This window comes from Bacillus sp. X1(2014) (genome assembly GCF_007678255.1).
In genome coordinates this window covers 70158-86463 of sequence record NZ_VEED01000010.1, presented here as the reverse complement: position 1 = coordinate 86463, position 16306 = coordinate 70158, and the positions used below count along the sequence as shown (strand labels likewise).

Genomic DNA, 16306 nt, shown 5'->3' with positions numbered 1-16306 from the left:
TTTTATTTTTTATTAATCATATTCGAAATCGTATTAAGATCAAGTTGCTTTCCATCATTAACAATGGATTTAACAATTTGATCTTCCATTTCTTGACTTACCGGTTTATTGGCAATTTGAGAAACTCGACGAATCACACTTCGGACTGTTTTTTCATCTTTAAAATTCGCATTTTGTAATGAATTAGCTAATTCAAAGATATCTTTCATATTAACGCCCGTTTTCTTTTCAATGTTTTTAAAAAATCCATTATCCATATTCAAAGATCACGCTCCTTCATAAACTACTTTTATTGTATGAAGGATGGATAATTTGGTGAATAAAAAATTGGAAAAGCGTACGTGCACCTAGGCACTTTTCGCTCAACAAGGTTAAAGGGTTGGCACTTTATCATGCCAACCCTTTTCCCTTATGCAGGCACTATTTATTAATAGAAGCTTGCACCAACAATGATTAAAAGGATGAATAATACGACGATTAATACGAAAGTTGAACCGTAGCCAAATCCACCGCCGTAACCGTAACCACATCCGCCATATCCAAACATATAATGTCACCTCACTTCTGTAATCTCATTAATAACATATGAAATTACCCTATACTGTGTGTAGGCGCGACATCGATTTCAGTAAATTGGATTCAAAAATGGTTAGTTTAACCCTTAGGTTTAAAAATTAATGCACCGATAAATCCGAAAATAATCGCTGCTGAGATTCCAGAGCTAGTCACTTGGAACATCCCAGTCAATACCCCAATAAGTCCATGTTTCTCTGCATCCTGCATTGCTCCATGAACTAAGGAATTACCAAAACTGGTAATTGGAATGGTAGCACCTGCCCCAGCAAAGTCAACAAGTGGTTCATAAAGACCGAAACCATCTAATACAGCGCCAATCACCACGAGCAAACTGAGTGTATGGCCAGGAGTAAGCTTTGCAACATCAAATAAAAGCTGCCCGATCACGCAGATTAGCCCGCCAATTACAAATGCCCAAAAAAACATTGCTAACATAGGATCACCCCTTATCTCCGTTCATTTCAATGGCAACGGCATGTGCAATACATGGAATTGATTCATTTTGCTGAAAGCTGAGCGGGGACAGCAATGCGCCTGTTGCGACTACTAAAATCCGTTTATATGTACCCTTTTTCAATTGGTTCAATAAATGTCCATACAAGACTGTTGCTGAGCACCCGGCCCCACTTCCTCCAGACTGTACTGGCTGATCGTCCTTATACATTAATAACCCGCAATCCTGGAATTGTTTTCGTTCTAATTCAAGACCACTTTTGTTAATTAGTTCAAAGGCTGTATCGTGACCGACCCTGCCTAAGTCGCCAGTAACAATCAAGTCATAATAAGAAGGGTCTATTTGCAAATCACGGAAATGAGCAATAATGGTATCGGCTGCGGCAGGGGCCATCGCCCCTCCCATATTAAAGGGATCTGTTAATCCCATATCAATCACTTTTCCGATCGTAGCCGCAGTTGTAACCGGAAATACCTGCCCAGGCTCATTAGGCTGAACAAGTGCCACGCCTGCTCCTGTGATCGTCCATTGTGCAGTCGGCGGTTTTTGACCTCCATACTCGGTTGGGTAGCGAAACTGTTTTTCTACCGCTGCATTATGGCTGGATGCACCTGTTAGGACGTAATTTGCGCCCTGGTAATTTACAACGAATGAAGCGAGAGCCAAACCTTCCATGGATGTTGAGCATGCACCGAATAGCCCAAAATAAGGAATCTGCATGGTCCTTGCGGCAAAACTTGTTGGTGTTATTTGATTAATTAAATCTCCAGCAAATAAAAATTGGATCTGTTCTTTTTCCATATTTCTTTTATTTAGTGCTGTTTTAATCGCCTCTTCTAATAGTAATCGGTGTGCTTTTTCATAGGTTTCCTTCCCCATCCACAAGTCTTCATATAGTAAATCGAAATCCTCTGCTAAATTACCATTGGCTTCAAACGGTCCACCAGTAACTCCAGTGGAGGTGATCATTGGCCGATTTGTAAAAATCCAAGATTGGTGCCCTTTTAACAATTTACAACACCCCCCAAATCACTAGCAGGGTCTTAATCAGTGCCACAACAAATGCCGAGAAAACACCGAAGAGTATGACTGACCCTGCAAGCTTAAACATATTTCCACCCACACCTAAAACAAAGCCTTCAGTTCGATGCTCTATAGCTGCAGATATCACAGCATTTCCGAAGCCTGTAACGGGCACAGCACTCCCTGCCCCGGCAAATTGTCCAAGTCGATCGTATACTCCAAATCCAGTTAGTAACATAGATAAAAATACCATGGTTGCGACCGTTGGATTTCCTACACTCTGTTCAGTAAAATCAAAATAATAAATATAAAAATAACTGATGGCTTGACCGATCACACATATTATACCGCCAACAAAAAATGCCTTAATACAGTTCTTCAGAACAGGTCGTTTAATTTCATGCTTCTGTTGAAGTTGTTGATAGTTGCGCTGCTGGGGTGTCATATTTTTTTGTTTACTCGTTGCCATCTATTTTCTTCCTTTCTTACTTCAAATCTTTTGTCATCTTAACGATCTCGTTAAAACGTTTTTCAGCTTTCTTACCTGTAAATTTTGAGGATTTCATTTTCTCATCAAGTCTGACTGTTTCTAGAAAAATTTTATAGTCACTTGAGATTGTAAAGGTTTCATCTGGATATTTTTGTTCCAGCATTTTGTTGATACCCTTTTCAATTTTTTTCATTTTAAATCGATATAAGTGTTTAACTTTATAAACAACTAGTGTATCTTTCTTGCCTTCCACAACAGCCACATCATATAATTCTGGAAACGAGCTGACATCCTGCTCAATGTCTTTAACATGATCTTTACTTTTATTCTTTTGTGTTACGATTGGGCTAGGATTCGTTGTTTTCATAAGAGTTAATTGGCTATCCGTAACCTGTTGGTTTTGGTCACAGGAGGAAAGTAACAATAAACAAGCAAGTAATACCCATCGATGAATAGCTCTCATATGATTCCCATCCCTTGTTCCATTTTATATTTACCACTACTATGTAGTTTTTTCGACAATGATTAAAATTATGAGGAATAACTTTAATTTATCTATTGTTTAGGAAAAATAAAAAACTGCCAGCTAATCTGACAGTTACTCTCACTTACCTTGAAGTTTTTTTCCCACAGCCACAACCTGTTCCTTTTTGCTTTATCGATTTTGATGGTTGATACATGTTGGTCGATTGTGATGATTGAATTGATTGTGAATAGTCAGTTGATTGAGTTCTCCTTTTCTTTTGACTCATGATTCTCTCTCCCTCGCTGTCAAGTCTATATCCACTAATATAGAATATGAACAACTTATAATCCTTGTCTCAGCGGACACACTATTTTTCTATAAAAAACTGCACAATGGTCTCCACTATGGATGCACATCCCGCAACCGCCAAAATTAAGATAATTGGGAATAAAAAGTCTGGGAATAGCATGGATAAACTAACAATTGCGATTGAAGTCCATATTCCTGTACACCAATAACAGCTAAGAAGTTCTCCGAAAAATTTTTTGACTCCCTTTTCCTTCGGCACGTAATAAACTTCCATTTCTCCATACTCATTTACTTCTTTTATTTCATTAAAAAAAGGAACCCGAATAAACTCGGTAATTTTGTCAAATACAAGTAACCTTGTCAGCCTAAAGCTTGCCAGCGAAAGAAGAAGCAAATGTAAAAAGGTTATTTTCATAATGGAGGATCCTTTCAAAGACCTTTTATCAGCCTAATTTACTTAAATAAGGCGATTGTCCGTGTCCCAAAACTGCTCTGTTAAATATCTTAGTATTGTAAGATATATATATGGAATAAGGAGGAAATTTATATGGGTTGTGGAAACAATCATGATTTTCGTAATGGTAATTGCGTTTGTGAAGTAGTTCGTGCCATTAAGGATATCCAAGATAATGCGGTAATGGAGGACGAATGTCCAGAGTGTTCTAGTTGTTTTGCTGAGCCTCTAGGTTCATTGGTGTCACCAGTGAGGAGAGATCCTGTCGACACTCGTGTATTTGTGCTAAGTACTGCGGATGGTTCGCCATTCCATGCATTCTTTAGTAATGAAAATAATGCATGTGTATCTATCTACTTCCGTGTAGAAGATGTATTCGATAATTGCTGCGCTACACTTCGAGTGTTAGTACCAGGACGCCGCGAAGGTGGAACTTTCTGTCCAGTTAACTTGGTTTCAGGCGGAGATAAATGCTGCATCAACCTGGATAAAGTTTGTCAGGTTGAACGCTTCCGCGCAAGTAACGACTGTATTACAGTTGACTTAAGTTGCTTCTGTGCAGTGCAATGTATTGCTGATGTAAATTTGGGAATTTGTACCTAAAAATGCAGCCAGTCGGTAAAACGGCTGGCTTTTTTATGGTCCAACTATTTCCTTAGCCCAATTAAGATAATATTTGTAAGTGCATGTACAGGCACGGTTTTAGTTGTTTGATCATGAAATCGAATCGTCACATCTTGACCATCGTATTCGGTCAGATACCCTTGATAGTTATTTTCCTCGGTAACAAAAACGCATGGAGCTGGTGGAAGGACCCTCGGATAGTTTTTTAAATAATCTAAGCGTTCTTCGATATTCATTTCTTTAAAAGGCTTTACCCGATTCAAGGATGCATGCTTCCTTTTTTGAAACGATTTGGATGTTGGAGTTGCAGGTGAATTCGATTTTTGTGTTATTGATGGTTTATCTAATTTGGTTTCGTCTTTAATTATTTGCTCTGGTCCTAGTTCATTTTTTGCAAGTGAGATTATTTTCTTTCCTTCCTCCTCGCTTAGCTTTTCTTCTTCAATCACCAGGTCTTGTCTAATTGAGTATGTGTCCTGCATATTAGTGGCAGTAGTTCTTACAAACGGCTGATGTATATATAATAATGGTCCCTTCCTCTTTTCTTCGGACATTCTTAGCACCTCCATTTACATAAACCTTTAGATTATATTTATGCAAGAGGCCCATATAGGTCACAAAAAAATAAAAAAAGCATAAGAAAAGGCCCGTATTAATACGGACCCAAACAGGTGCTTCTGAGTTATAGAATATGGTATCCGGAATCAACGTGAATGTTTTCTCCAGTAATTCCTCTTGATAGATCACTGAAAAGAAACACGGCCGTGTCGCCAACTTCTTCTGGAGTGGTTGCTCGGCGTAATGGCGCTCTTTCTTCAATTTCCTTTAAGATGGAATTAAAATCACTTATTCCTTTTGCGGATAAGGTACGAATTGGACCTGCAGAAATCGAATTAACACGAATGTTTTCTTTACCAAGGTCTGCAGCTAAGTAACGAACACTAGCATCAAGAGAAGCTTTAGCTACACCCATAACATTATAGTTCTGGATAGCACGTTCGCCGCCTAAGTATGTCAATGTGACAATACTTCCTCCTTCAGTCATTAATCCTCGTGCTTCTTTGGCTACAGCTGTTAAGGAATAGGAGCTTATATTGTGAGCGAGCAAAAAGCCCTCTCTGGTTGTGCTTAAATACTCCCCGCTAAGTTCTTCTTTATTTGCAAATGCGATGCAGTGTGCCACTCCATGAATGGAACCAACTGACTCTTTGATTTCAGCAAAGCATTTTGCAACTTCTTCATCGTTAGTCACGTCACAAGGTAATACTATTGTCCCTTCGGCTTCTAAAGAACCAGCCAGTTCACGAACACTGCTTTCTAACCTTTCACCTGCATAGGTAAAAATTAATCTTGCACCTGCATTGTGCAGTGAGCGGGCAATTCCCCACGCGATGCTGCGTTTATTGGCTACACCCATTACTACGTATGTTTTTCCAGATAAAGAAAAGTTCATATTGAAAAAGTCCTCCTACAATTACACATGATATTAGTACTTGGTACTAATTTTACACTAATTTGCCGTAAATGAAAAGTTTACCGTTTTCAATGCTCTGTTAAATAGCCTGTTGATTTCCGCTCCAGGCACGTGCGGTTCGCGGGCGGTCCCCTGGAGCCTCCTCGTCGCTGTGCTCCTGCGGGGTCTCCCCTGCCCCGTCCTCCCGCAGGAGTCTTCGTGCCTTCCGCTCCAATCAACAGGGTGCCAAAATAAACAATTAGCTTTAACATAGCCTTTTTCAACAATAAATTAACAAGTTTCGCAAAATTCCAATTCTCTTTTTAACTCATCAACATATTCCTTCGAGCCAGTAACAATTAACCGATCATTCATCTCTAGTTCTGTATCTCCATGCGGAACGATGGAATCTTTGCCTCGAAAAATTCGTACAAAAATGATATCGCCTGTAAAGGGGAACTTCCGTAAAGACATCCCATCAAATTGGCTATTCATTAGGACAATTTCATAAAGTCCTGTCTCTTGATTAGTAAGTATGTTGATGAGGGTTGGTGATTCAATCAATGCCCTAAGTAAGACTTTTGTCGACATAAATGTCGAAAACATTTCTATATTATTTTCACGTAAATTTTCCTCGATATCTGGACTTTCAATTCGTGCAATGACCCTAGATACTCCTCTTTCTTTCGCAGCGATCGATAAGGCTGCATTTAACTTTTCATCACCAGTAGATATCACGACAACTTCTGATTGAAAGACTTTTGTATTCTCCAACGTTTCAAGAGAATAGTTTGGAATTTCAACGATTTCAAATAGTGAATCGGCAATTTGTTTATCTGATTTATCCATTTGGGTATGGTAAAGGATTGGATCATACAGACCTGACTTTAATTCTCTTGAAACAGGCAGTGTCGTCTGATTGGCACCCAAGAACGCTACACTAACCTTTTTATTTGCAACCACTTCTCTAGGAAATAACTTTTTAAAAACAATTGGTGTAAATATTGAGGTGATTACTGCCACTAATATTAGTGTTCCACTCATCTCCGCTGATATGATTTCTAATCTTTCTCCAATGGTAGCAGCCGCAATGACAAGTGATAGCGTTGAAGTAAGCAAAAAGCCAGACGCAATGACCGTTTTTAAATCATACCAAATTTTTAATAGGTAAACTGGGATGAGTTTTGAAAAAAGCAGCCCTGCTAATAAAAGCGGTATTAATAACAAAAGCTTTTTTTCACTAAATAGCGACCAAATATCAAGGTTTACTCCTACCATCACAAAAAATATAGGTATCAAAAATCCATAACCAAAAGAATCTAACTTATGTACAAGGTCTTGATTCGGTGCTAACAAGGATACAAGTACACCCGCTAGAAACGCCCCTAAGATATTTTCAGCACCAACTGTTTCAGAAAGCCCAACTAAAACAATGATCAGTGTGAAAACTGCCCTGGTTCCAATTTGTACGGTCCCCGTTGAAAGTGATTCAATGAACGTACGATTTTTAAATCTTTTTCCAAGAAAATAAAGAACGATACCCGCGGCAAACAATATAAGTAACAGCCACGTATTCCCATGACCTGATTCATTCAACGAAACAAACACAGCGAGTAAAATCATTGTCACTAAATCTGCAATGACCGCAACTAATAAGATAATTTGGCCGATTACAGTTTTCATCAAATGGGCCTCTTTCAAGGTTGGTACCACTACACCCAAAGATATCGTCGAAATGATTAGCGTCATTAAAAAAGCATTGTCAATAAAACCTGCCATTACAAAGACAATGGATAGGCCGAGCGAGAAGATAAAAACTCCGACAAAGATTAATGACGCCACAACAAATGAATTTGGCTCCTTTTTCCCATTGGGAAGAACCTTACGCTTATTCCCTCCAGCAAAGGCTTTAAAATCGATTTCAAGCCCGCTTAAAAACATGAGAAAAATAAAACCAAGTGTCGATAAGGTGGAAAGCCAAATATCTTCATGAACAACATCGAATCCACTCTTACCAATGACCAGTCCCATGATAATTTCAGCAACAACCACTGGGATATAGTTTAATTTAAGTCGATGTAAAAGAATAGGGGTTAAAAAAGCAGTTGTCACAACAACTAATAAAGAAATGACTGAAACATGCTGCTCCATAGAATGACTCCTTTCAATATATAGAAATTAGAAACTTTTTATAAAAATAAACGCTATGACTAAAAATATAGAGGATAAGGAGCTGATCCAATGAAAATTGATGTAATCGGTGATATCCATGGATGTTTTACAGAATTTAAGGAACTCACATTGAAGCTTGGCTATAAATGGGTGAATGGAATCCCACTTCACGAAAACAGAGTACTTGGTTTTCTTGGAGATTTAACAGACCGTGGACCTGCATCACTTCATGTAATCGAAATTGTTTGGAAGTTGGTTTTGAAAGAAAAAAAAGCTTATTACACACCAGGGAATCATTGTAATAAGTTATACCGCTTCTTCCTAGGCAACAAAGTTCAGATTGCACATGGGCTTGAAACAACGGTTGCTGAGTATGAATCATTATATAAAAAAGAACAGCAATCCATTCGAAAAAAATTTATTGAACTCTACGAAAAAGCTCCACTCTATTTAGTATTAGACAATACGAAGCTTGTTATTGCACATGCAGGGATTAAACAAGAATTTATCGGACAATCCCATGGGAAAGTTAAGGAATTTGTCCTTTACGGAGATATTACAGGTAAAAAACACCCGGATGGGTCTCCAATCAGAAGAGATTGGGCGAAGGAATACCATGGTAAGCCCTGTATCATTTATGGACATACGCCTGTTAAAGAGCCCAGGTACATAAATAATACGTACAATATTGATACTGGCGCGGTCTTTGGCGGGAAACTTACAGCATTAAGATATCCTGAGATGGAATTGGTGTCAGTTACCTCTACTATGCCATATGTGGAGGAAAAATTTAAACAATTTGATTAGGAGCATTGCAAATACACAAAAAAGGCTGCCTCTTAATCAAGTAGGTCAGCCTTTATTAATTTACCCATATCTCTGGGTAATGGAGCAGTAAATATCATTTCATCCTTTAAGAATGGGTGAATAAAAGAAATTTTTTTACAATGAAGTGCCTGTCGATTTATTTGTGATATATCTCCTCCATATAAATCATCACCAAGTAAGGGATGATTTAAAAAAGACATATGGACTCTAATTTGATGGGTACGTCCCGTTTCAAGCACAAGTTCCAAATGAGTAAATCCATTATATCTCGCAAGAACCTGATAATGGGTACACGCATATTGTCCATCCTTACGAACTTCCCGCTCAATGATACTGTCATCTTTACGGCCAATAGGAGCCACTATTGTACCATTATCTTGTTGCATTTCACCTTCTGCAAATGCCTCATATGTCCGCTTAACTTGACCGTTCTGCTGCATCATACTAAACAAATGATGTACATGGCGGTGTTTAGCAATCAGAACAATTCCTGAAGTATCCCTGTCAAGCCGTGTGACTATGTGCGTAGTAGCTTGCAGACCGCACCGCTGATAATAGCCAATCAGCGCATTCGCCAAACTGCCTGCAGGATGTTCTCGCGACGGGATCGTGTTCATTCCTGCTGGTTTATTTACTACCAACAAATACTCATCTTCATAAAAAATCGATAATGGAATATCTTCACCCAAAAGTCCCTCGCTAGGACTTTCTATGGGAAAAATCACGGTTAATTTATCGCTTGATACTAAACGGTATCGGACATTTACTTCTACTCCATTTACTAGGATATTACCACCTTTGAACTTAATATCTGTTAAAGCCGTCCGAGAAATCTCTTCCTCTTTTAAAAATTCCCTAACCAACTTCCCAACATCGCTTTCACCAATGACCCACTTCATTTGAAATTGCTGAGACATTACGACGGCACCTGCTTCTTAATCTGAAATAAAGGAATCATGAACTCTTTTCCAAAACGGAAATGGACGGAAACGGGCAAAACGGATTTTTTCTTCTGGAACTCTAAATTGGATTGATTTAACATCCTTATGAAGCAATGTCAGGTGGTCAATGGTAACCTGAAAATCTGACCGATTGACTGGTTTAAGCATACAATTATGGTGAGCTGGAAGAATTAATGGCGAGCCAATCGTCCTAAAAACCTTGTTATTAATCGATGCCATCTCCGCAATTTGAAGGGCCGCTATTGATGGATGAATAATCGCCCCGCCAAGGGCCTTATTATAGGCCGTACTGCCTGAAGGGGTTGAAACACATAAGCCGTCACCACGGAACCGTTCGAAATGCTGTCCACGAATCTCAACATCCATAACCAGTGTTCCCTCGACACTTTTTACTGTTGACTCATTTAAGGCCAGATACCTTGATTCCTTTCCGGCATGAGAATAACGGATTATAACCTCTAATAGAGGGTATTCGACAACCTGATAAGGTGTTTTCGCAATCGCTATCACTAACTTTTCAATCTCATCCGGAATCCAATCAGCATAAAACCCAAGATGTCCAGTATGTATTCCAACAAAAGCAGTTTTATCTAAACGGCTGCTATAGCGATGAAATGCATACAGAAGCGTGCCGTCACCACCAATGGAAACAACTATGTCAGGTTGGTCTTCATCGTATATAAGATCAAAATCAAGTAAATACGTCCTCATTTTGTGCATTAAGATATTTGATTTTTGATCTCCTTTTGATGTAATCGCAAATTTCATAAATTTTTGGCTCCTTGTGCGAATGGCTTTTAAATCAACTTTCGTATCTCAGTCCTTCTCTTCCTGTTTCAATTCTTTCTTCCTTGTAAAAAAGGCTTGAGCATCCTGTATTTCACCGCGAATTAATGACATTTCCTCATCTAAACGAAACGCTGCTTCAGCTGCTCTTTGCAGCCGCATTTGAATATCACTTGGAAATATCCCTTTGTACTTATAGCTCAATGTATGTTCAATTGTCGCCCAAAAATTCATAGCAAGCGTTCGTATCTGAATTTCTGCCAAGATATTCTTTTCGCCATGAATGGTTTGAACGGGGTAGCGAATCACAACATGATACGATCGATAACCGCTTGTTTTTTTATGTGAAATATAATCTCTAACTTCAACTATTTCAAAATCATTTCGGTTTTGGAGTAAATCGACAACTGTGTGAATGTCATCTACAAATTGACACATAATGCGCATTCCCGCAATATCCTGCATTTCTTCTTCTAATCTTTCAAGTGGAATCCCTTTTTGATTTGCCTTATCAAGGATACTTGCAATCGGTTTGACTCTTCCCGTAACGAATTCAATCGGTGAATGAGTAGCATCAAGTTCGAACTGACCTCTCATCCCCTTTAATTTTACTTTTAACTCTGAAACCGCCTGTTTATATGGGGCTAGAAATTGGTCCCAATGCTTCATAATTCACCTCTAAAACAAGTTATGTTAAGAAAATACGCTCTACTTTTGTAACCATTTCTTTCCCATAATTACTATTACCTGAAATATTGGTTAGCAGATAATTAAATTCATCCTGAAAGTTTTCCAGTTCTTTTTTATCTTCATTAAAAGTAACCCATACAGGTAATTTTTTTTCGTATGCAATTTTTAAGTGCGGCCAGATTTGTTCATGTAAAACGATATATGTATAATCATCTTTATCTTCCATTAAGTAAATGAAAGAAAATTGGTCAGAATCTACAAGAATCTGCTCTCCAGGAACCAATTCAAGGATGCTCTCATTAGTTTCTAACATTAGTTTCTCTTCAATTATGTATGACTTTTCAATCATTATTCTTTTTTTCATCATTCATACCTCCATTATTCACCTCCTTATTTTAGCATAATTCACGATTTCTCCCAAGGATGATGTTGAGGTTAGAAAAGAGCTAATAATGAAGATCCCCTATAGAAAGGTAGATGCACACATGATGCAAAATATTGAAATTGAATTTAAAAATATCCTAACAAAGAATGAATATGAACGTTTACTTAAGTTTTTTAAGATAGATACAACTCAAATTTTTAAACAGGAAAACCATTACTTTGATACACCAAATTTTTCTTTAAAGAGTAAAGAGAGTGCACTAAGGATTCGTAAAAAAGGGTTAAACTACGAGATGACCTTAAAACAGCCTGCATCTGTCGGACTACTAGAGACCAATCAGACAATTAGTGAAGATGAAGCACAATTGGCCATTCATTTTGGAAAACTTCCAACAGGAATCATTCAACATACTATAGAAGATAGCGAGATTCCTTTTTCAACACTTGAATATTTTGGGTCTTTAATAACCAAGCGAGTTGAATTCGAGTATGAAGAAGGTTTATTGGTATTGGACCATAGTATCTATCTAGATACAGAAGATTATGAATTGGAATATGAAGTTAAAAACTATCAGACTGGAGAGAAAATCTTTATTGAACTGTTAGAACAATTTAAGATTCCTGCTCGATTAACAGAAAATAAAATTCGCCGTTTCTATTACCGAAAATACCAGCAAACCAACCAATAAGACCCAAACTCTTAACAATAGCCGTGAAAAAAGTCATCATCAAGCCGATGATGACCAGAACTCTAAACAATAGCCAAAGAAAAGGTCATCATTAAACTAAAATGAATTTTAAGTGTATTTAGATATAGATTTAATTTAATTGGAGTTATTTCCAACTTCCAAATTCCTGGTTTTTCTATTAAGAAATGCTCACTTGGCATACATTATTAATATGTTTAATTGACAAATTTCCATTTTCAAAGCAATTCATTTGAGATATGAAAAATGCATTGATAAAATAAATCTACATAATACATTTAAGGGAGTTGGCAACATGATTGAAAGAAAGCTTTCACCATTTGAATCCATTGGTGAAGAAACCTTACACCGTCTTGTGGACACTTTTTATGGCCTTGTTGCACAACATCCTGACCTAGCTCCAATATTCCCAAATCAATTTACAGAAATTGCTCGGAAACAAAAGCAATTTTTAACTCAATATTTAGGCGGTCCTGCATTGTATACTGAGGAACATGGCCATCCTATGATGCGTGCACGTCATTTGCCATTTCCAGTTACCCCTATACGAGCCAAAGCCTGGCTAGCATGCATGTCACAGGCTATGGACAAAATAGGCTTAGAGGGTCCCTTACGAGATGAATTTTATTCACGGCTTTATCTTACGGCACAACACATGATTAATACGCCTAACCAGGGCGAGACCACAGGTGAAGATAGTGAATAGGTCAAAATCTTCGAGTGCAAAGCGGCAATGCAGTGATAAAAAGCCGATTGAGATTTACATGTTTATTGATCCTTTATGTCCTGAATGTTGGGCATTAGAGCCGATTTTAAAGAAGTTGCAAATCGAATATGGACGTTATTTTTCAATTAAGCATATTTTAAGTGGACGATTAGCCGATTTAAATATAAGTAAGAAAAAGAATTTTGAGAATATCGCACAGGTGTGGGAGAAGACAGCTAGCAGGTCGGGAATGTCATGTGATGGAAGCCTATGGTTAGAGAATCCTGTCGATTCTCCTTATACTGTTTCCATCGCTCTAAAAGCAGCAGAATTACAAGGGCGACGGGCTGGACTCCGTTTCTTGCGGAGAATCCAAGAGGGATTATTTTTAGAGAAACTAAATGTTTCTAATCTTGAGGTTTTAAAGGATTGCGCTCGGAGCCTAGGTTTGGATGTGGATGAATTCATGTATGATATCCATTCTGAAAGTGCAGCAAAAGCTTTCCAATGCGATCTGAAGATTACTTCTGAAATGGATGTACAGGAAATCCCTACCTTAGTATTTTTTAATGAAAATGTAGAGGATGAAGGAATTAAAATTACCGGTTCCTACCCCTATGAGGTATATGTTCAAATATTAGAGGAAATGCTTTCTGAAAAACCAATCCAATCTCCTCCACCGCCATTAGAAACGTTTTTGAAATTTTTTAAATTTGTAGCATCAAAAGAAATTGCTGTTGTTTATAATATGTCGATTTCACAAATTGAAAAGGAAATGAAAAAGCTTCTTTTGAAGCAAGTGGTGGAACAAATTCCAGCAAAGTATGGTACGTTTTGGAGATATATCGAACAATAGAAGCATGCCGTTATAACGGCGTGCTTCGTTTCATTTAATATACAAAAATGCCTTGCAGTTTCTACCGCAAGGCATTTTTCTATTATACGAACAAAGGGGATGGGAGAAATTTTTCACGGTCAAACAAAGGGGTTTGTGTTTGTTGTGATCAACTTCATGTATATAATATAGCACGCTATTTCTAAGTGCGGCAATAAGTATGTGCTTTATTTCACATAATTGTCAAATTATCATAAATTCACGGAATGGACAATAGACATAGTAGTAAGAGAAATGAAACTCACTTTTATGAGGGTGGCCTTTTAGATGAGAAAATTCCCTTTAACACTTATGATTGTTTTTATTTTAATTGCCTTTTTTCTTCAAATCCTTGCATTGTTAAAGATTTTCCCTTTATTGTTCAGTACCCCTATATTATTTGTATCGATATTTATCTTCATTAATTACCTTAATGACCGGAAAAAATTTAGAGGATTTTAGAAAGGGATGGCAGCCAGTTTGGCACCATCCCTTTCATTATGCTTGTGTTAATAATTGCTCTAATTCATTCAGTTTTTCTTCAAAAACCTTACAAGCATTTTTTATTGGCTCTGCACTAGTCATATCGACGCCAGCCTTTTTCAACACCTCAATCGGATAATCTGAACTTCCTGCACTTAGGAAGTCAATATACCTTTTTACCGCTGGTTCGCCCTCTTCTAAAATTTGCTTGCTTAGCGCTGTAGCTGCACTAAAACCCGTTGCATACTGATAAACATAGTAATTGTAATAAAAATGAGGAATCCTCGCCCATTCCAATCCGATTTCCTCATCTATTACAATATCTTCTTCGCCAAAATATTTTTTATTTAATGCATAATAACTTTCTGTTAATGCATCTGCTGTTAAGGCTTCGTTGTTTTGTGCTTTTTGATGGATCATATGTTCAAACTCGGCAAACATAGTTTGACGGAACACTGTCCCTCTAAAGCCTTCTAGGTAATGATTGAGTAAGTATATACGTTTTTGTTCATCATCGATCGTTTTTAATAAATAGTCGTTTAAAAGTGCTTCATTACAGGTCGAAGCCACCTCGGCAACGAAAATTGAATAATTCCCGTAAGGATACGGCTGTGATTTTCGAGTATAGAAGCTGTGTACGGAATGGCCAAATTCATGGGCAAGTGTAAATAAATTATTTACATTATCCTGCCAGTTCATTAAAATGTATGGATGTGTCCCATATGCCCCTGATGAATAGGCACCACTCCGCTTGCCTTTATTTTCATGCACATCGACCCAGCGATTTTCAAAGCCTTCAGTTAGTATTTTCGCATATTCCTCGCCTAATGGAGCTAACCCTTTAATGACTAAGTCCTTCGCTTCTTCGTACTTAATTTCCATTTTTACATCTTTGACAAGAGGTGTAAACAGATCATACATATGAAGTTCATCAAGACCCAAGACTTTTTTACGAAGCTTTATATATCGATGTAATAAATGAAGATTATCGGTAACCGTGTTTACAAGGTTATCGTACACACTTTCTGGGATATTGTTCGAAGAAAGCGCAGCATGTCTTGCTGAATCATACTTTCTTACTCTTGCATTAAAATTATCCTTTTTCACATTACCACTTAATGTACTTGAAAAAGTATTTTTAAAATCACCATATGTCTTGTATACAGCTTTAAATGCGTCATGTCTTACACGTGGGTCCTCACTTTCCAAAAAGCGAATATAGCGGCCATGAGTAATTTCAACTTCAGCACCATTTTCATCTTTAATAGATGGAAATTCAAGGTCTGCATTATTTAACATCCCAAACGTATTACTAGAAGCATCCATCACCTCGCTGGCTTCTGCTAGCAATGCTTCCTGTTCTGCCGTGAGGACATGTGGTCTTTGCAGGTTAATTTCGGCTAGTGCATGCTCATAGAGCTTTAATTCTGTTTTTTCACTTAAGAAACTGGTTACTTGGCTCTCGTCCAATGAGAGAATTTCAGGGACAATAAAAGCTAATTGGCTGGCTGCTTGTGAATACATATTTTTCATTCTGTCATCCAGGCCTTGATAAAAAGAGTTTGTTGTGTCTTGGTCATAACGCATATGTGAATATGTATAAAGCTTTCCAATTCGTTCTAACAATTTGTCTTGGAATTGAAGCGCTTTATAAAGGGTCTCTGCACTTTCACCTAATTTCCCTTCAAATTCTTTAATTCCTGGGATTTGGCTTTTTACTTCTTGAAATTCCTTTTCCCATTCCTGATCATTTGCAAAAATATCTTCTAATTTCCATGTATCTTGTTCAGGGATCTCACTTCTTGCTGGCAGTGATTTTGTTGCTGTTTCATTTGCCATCCTTCATCCTCCATTCTATTCATACC

General features: G+C 37.7%; 21 protein-coding genes. 5 read left to right on the top strand and 16 right to left on the bottom strand.

The annotated features are described in order from the left end of the window. Positions 1–2: 2 nt before the first annotated feature. The 7 genes from spoVIF to FS608_RS18355 form a co-directional block, all read right to left on the bottom strand. Entirely contained in the window at positions 3–257 is a 255-nt protein-coding gene (spoVIF, locus tag FS608_RS18385) for a sporulation-specific transcription regulator SpoVIF (protein ID WP_144553912.1), read from the bottom strand. Between the two features lie 170 nt (positions 258–427). Continuing rightward, positions 428–547 (bottom strand): YjcZ family sporulation protein, encoded by a 120-nt coding sequence (locus tag FS608_RS18380; RefSeq protein WP_098572473.1) that lies wholly within the window; start codon positions 545–547, stop codon positions 428–430. A 107-nt stretch (positions 548–654) separates the two neighbouring features. Then, entirely contained in the window at positions 655–1011 is a 357-nt protein-coding gene (spoVAE, locus tag FS608_RS18375; protein WP_144553697.1) for a stage V sporulation protein AE, read from the bottom strand. A 4-nt stretch (positions 1012–1015) separates the two neighbouring features. Further along, positions 1016–2041, bottom strand: a complete 1026-nt coding sequence (spoVAD, locus tag FS608_RS18370; protein ID WP_144553693.1) for a stage V sporulation protein AD — start codon at positions 2039–2041, stop codon at positions 1016–1018. A gap of 1 nt (position 2042) precedes the next feature. Continuing rightward, a complete protein-coding gene (spoVAC, locus tag FS608_RS18365; RefSeq protein ID WP_098572471.1) occupies positions 2043–2522 on the bottom strand; it encodes a stage V sporulation protein AC in 480 nt (159 codons plus the stop codon). Between the two features lie 16 nt (positions 2523–2538). Next, positions 2539–3006: a sporulation protein gene (locus FS608_RS18360; protein WP_144553691.1), complete on the bottom strand. Its 468-nt coding sequence runs from the start codon at positions 3004–3006 to the stop codon at positions 2539–2541. Positions 3007–3376: 370 nt separating this feature from the next. Continuing rightward, positions 3377–3733, bottom strand: a complete 357-nt coding sequence (locus FS608_RS18355; RefSeq protein ID WP_144553689.1) for a DUF1360 domain-containing protein — start codon at positions 3731–3733, stop codon at positions 3377–3379. Positions 3734–3865: 132 nt separating this feature from the next. On the opposite strand from FS608_RS18355, the gene FS608_RS18350 reads away from it, so the two are divergent. Then, positions 3866–4375: a CotY/CotZ family spore coat protein gene (locus tag FS608_RS18350; RefSeq protein ID WP_144553687.1), complete on the top strand. Its 510-nt coding sequence runs from the start codon at positions 3866–3868 to the stop codon at positions 4373–4375. A 44-nt stretch (positions 4376–4419) separates the two neighbouring features. Here the strand turns inward: FS608_RS18350 and FS608_RS18345 are convergent, their stop codons facing one another. The 4 genes from FS608_RS18345 to FS608_RS18330 form a co-directional block, all read right to left on the bottom strand. Next, on the bottom strand, positions 4420–4950 hold the full coding sequence (locus tag FS608_RS18345) for a CotO family spore coat protein (RefSeq protein ID WP_186328800.1): 531 nt from the start codon (positions 4948–4950) through the stop codon (positions 4420–4422). Positions 4951–5078: 128 nt separating this feature from the next. Continuing rightward, positions 5079–5849 carry an enoyl-ACP reductase FabI gene (gene fabI / locus FS608_RS18340; RefSeq protein WP_144553683.1) on the bottom strand — a complete coding sequence of 257 codons (771 nt, stop codon included), beginning with the start codon at positions 5847–5849 and terminating at the stop codon, positions 5079–5081. Positions 5850–5938: 89 nt separating this feature from the next. Continuing rightward, the gene (locus tag FS608_RS18335) at positions 5939–6133 is read right to left on the bottom strand and encodes a hypothetical protein (protein WP_222127377.1); all 195 of its coding nucleotides are present in this window, start codon (positions 6131–6133) and stop codon (positions 5939–5941) included. A gap of 7 nt (positions 6134–6140) precedes the next feature. After that, the gene (locus tag FS608_RS18330; RefSeq protein ID WP_144553682.1) at positions 6141–8000 is read right to left on the bottom strand and encodes a monovalent cation:proton antiporter family protein; all 1860 of its coding nucleotides are present in this window, start codon (positions 7998–8000) and stop codon (positions 6141–6143) included. 90 nt (positions 8001–8090) lie between these two features. On the opposite strand from FS608_RS18330, the gene prpE reads away from it, so the two are divergent. Beyond that, positions 8091–8828, top strand: coding sequence for a bis(5'-nucleosyl)-tetraphosphatase PrpE (gene prpE, locus FS608_RS18325; RefSeq protein WP_144553681.1), 738 nt, complete (start codon positions 8091–8093; stop codon positions 8826–8828). 32 nt (positions 8829–8860) lie between these two features. On the opposite strand, the gene FS608_RS18320 is transcribed toward prpE, so the two are convergent. Genes FS608_RS18320 through FS608_RS18305 form a run of 4 tightly spaced genes read right to left on the bottom strand, consistent with a single transcriptional unit; the run spans position 8861 to position 11651 of the window. After that, complete coding sequence (locus FS608_RS18320; protein ID WP_144553680.1) at positions 8861–9766, bottom strand: RluA family pseudouridine synthase; 906 nt, start codon at positions 9764–9766, stop codon at positions 8861–8863. A gap of 18 nt (positions 9767–9784) precedes the next feature. Next, on the bottom strand, positions 9785–10579 hold the full coding sequence (locus FS608_RS18315; RefSeq protein WP_144553678.1) for an NAD kinase: 795 nt from the start codon (positions 10577–10579) through the stop codon (positions 9785–9787). Between the two features lie 48 nt (positions 10580–10627). Next, positions 10628–11266: a GTP diphosphokinase gene (gene yjbM / locus FS608_RS18310; RefSeq protein ID WP_144553676.1), complete on the bottom strand. Its 639-nt coding sequence runs from the start codon at positions 11264–11266 to the stop codon at positions 10628–10630. A 19-nt stretch (positions 11267–11285) separates the two neighbouring features. After that, entirely contained in the window at positions 11286–11651 is a 366-nt protein-coding gene (locus tag FS608_RS18305; protein WP_144553674.1) for a UPF0738 family protein, read from the bottom strand. Between the two features lie 88 nt (positions 11652–11739). On the opposite strand from FS608_RS18305, the gene FS608_RS18300 reads away from it, so the two are divergent. From FS608_RS18300 to FS608_RS18290, 3 genes are all read left to right on the top strand, one after another. Next, on the top strand, positions 11740–12360 hold the full coding sequence (locus FS608_RS18300; protein WP_260871734.1) for a CYTH domain-containing protein: 621 nt from the start codon (positions 11740–11742) through the stop codon (positions 12358–12360). A 313-nt stretch (positions 12361–12673) separates the two neighbouring features. Next, positions 12674–13084 carry a globin domain-containing protein gene (locus FS608_RS18295; protein WP_144553670.1) on the top strand — a complete coding sequence of 137 codons (411 nt, stop codon included), beginning with the start codon at positions 12674–12676 and terminating at the stop codon, positions 13082–13084. Continuing rightward, positions 13077–13940, top strand: coding sequence for a ClpXP adapter SpxH family protein (locus tag FS608_RS18290; RefSeq protein ID WP_260871733.1), 864 nt, complete (start codon positions 13077–13079; stop codon positions 13938–13940). Before FS608_RS18295 ends, FS608_RS18290 begins: the two co-directional genes overlap by 8 nt. A gap of 516 nt (positions 13941–14456) precedes the next feature. Here the strand turns inward: FS608_RS18290 and pepF are convergent. Continuing rightward, entirely contained in the window at positions 14457–16280 is a 1824-nt protein-coding gene (pepF, locus tag FS608_RS18285) for an oligoendopeptidase F (RefSeq protein WP_144553666.1), read from the bottom strand. Positions 16281–16306: the final 26 nt, after the last annotated feature.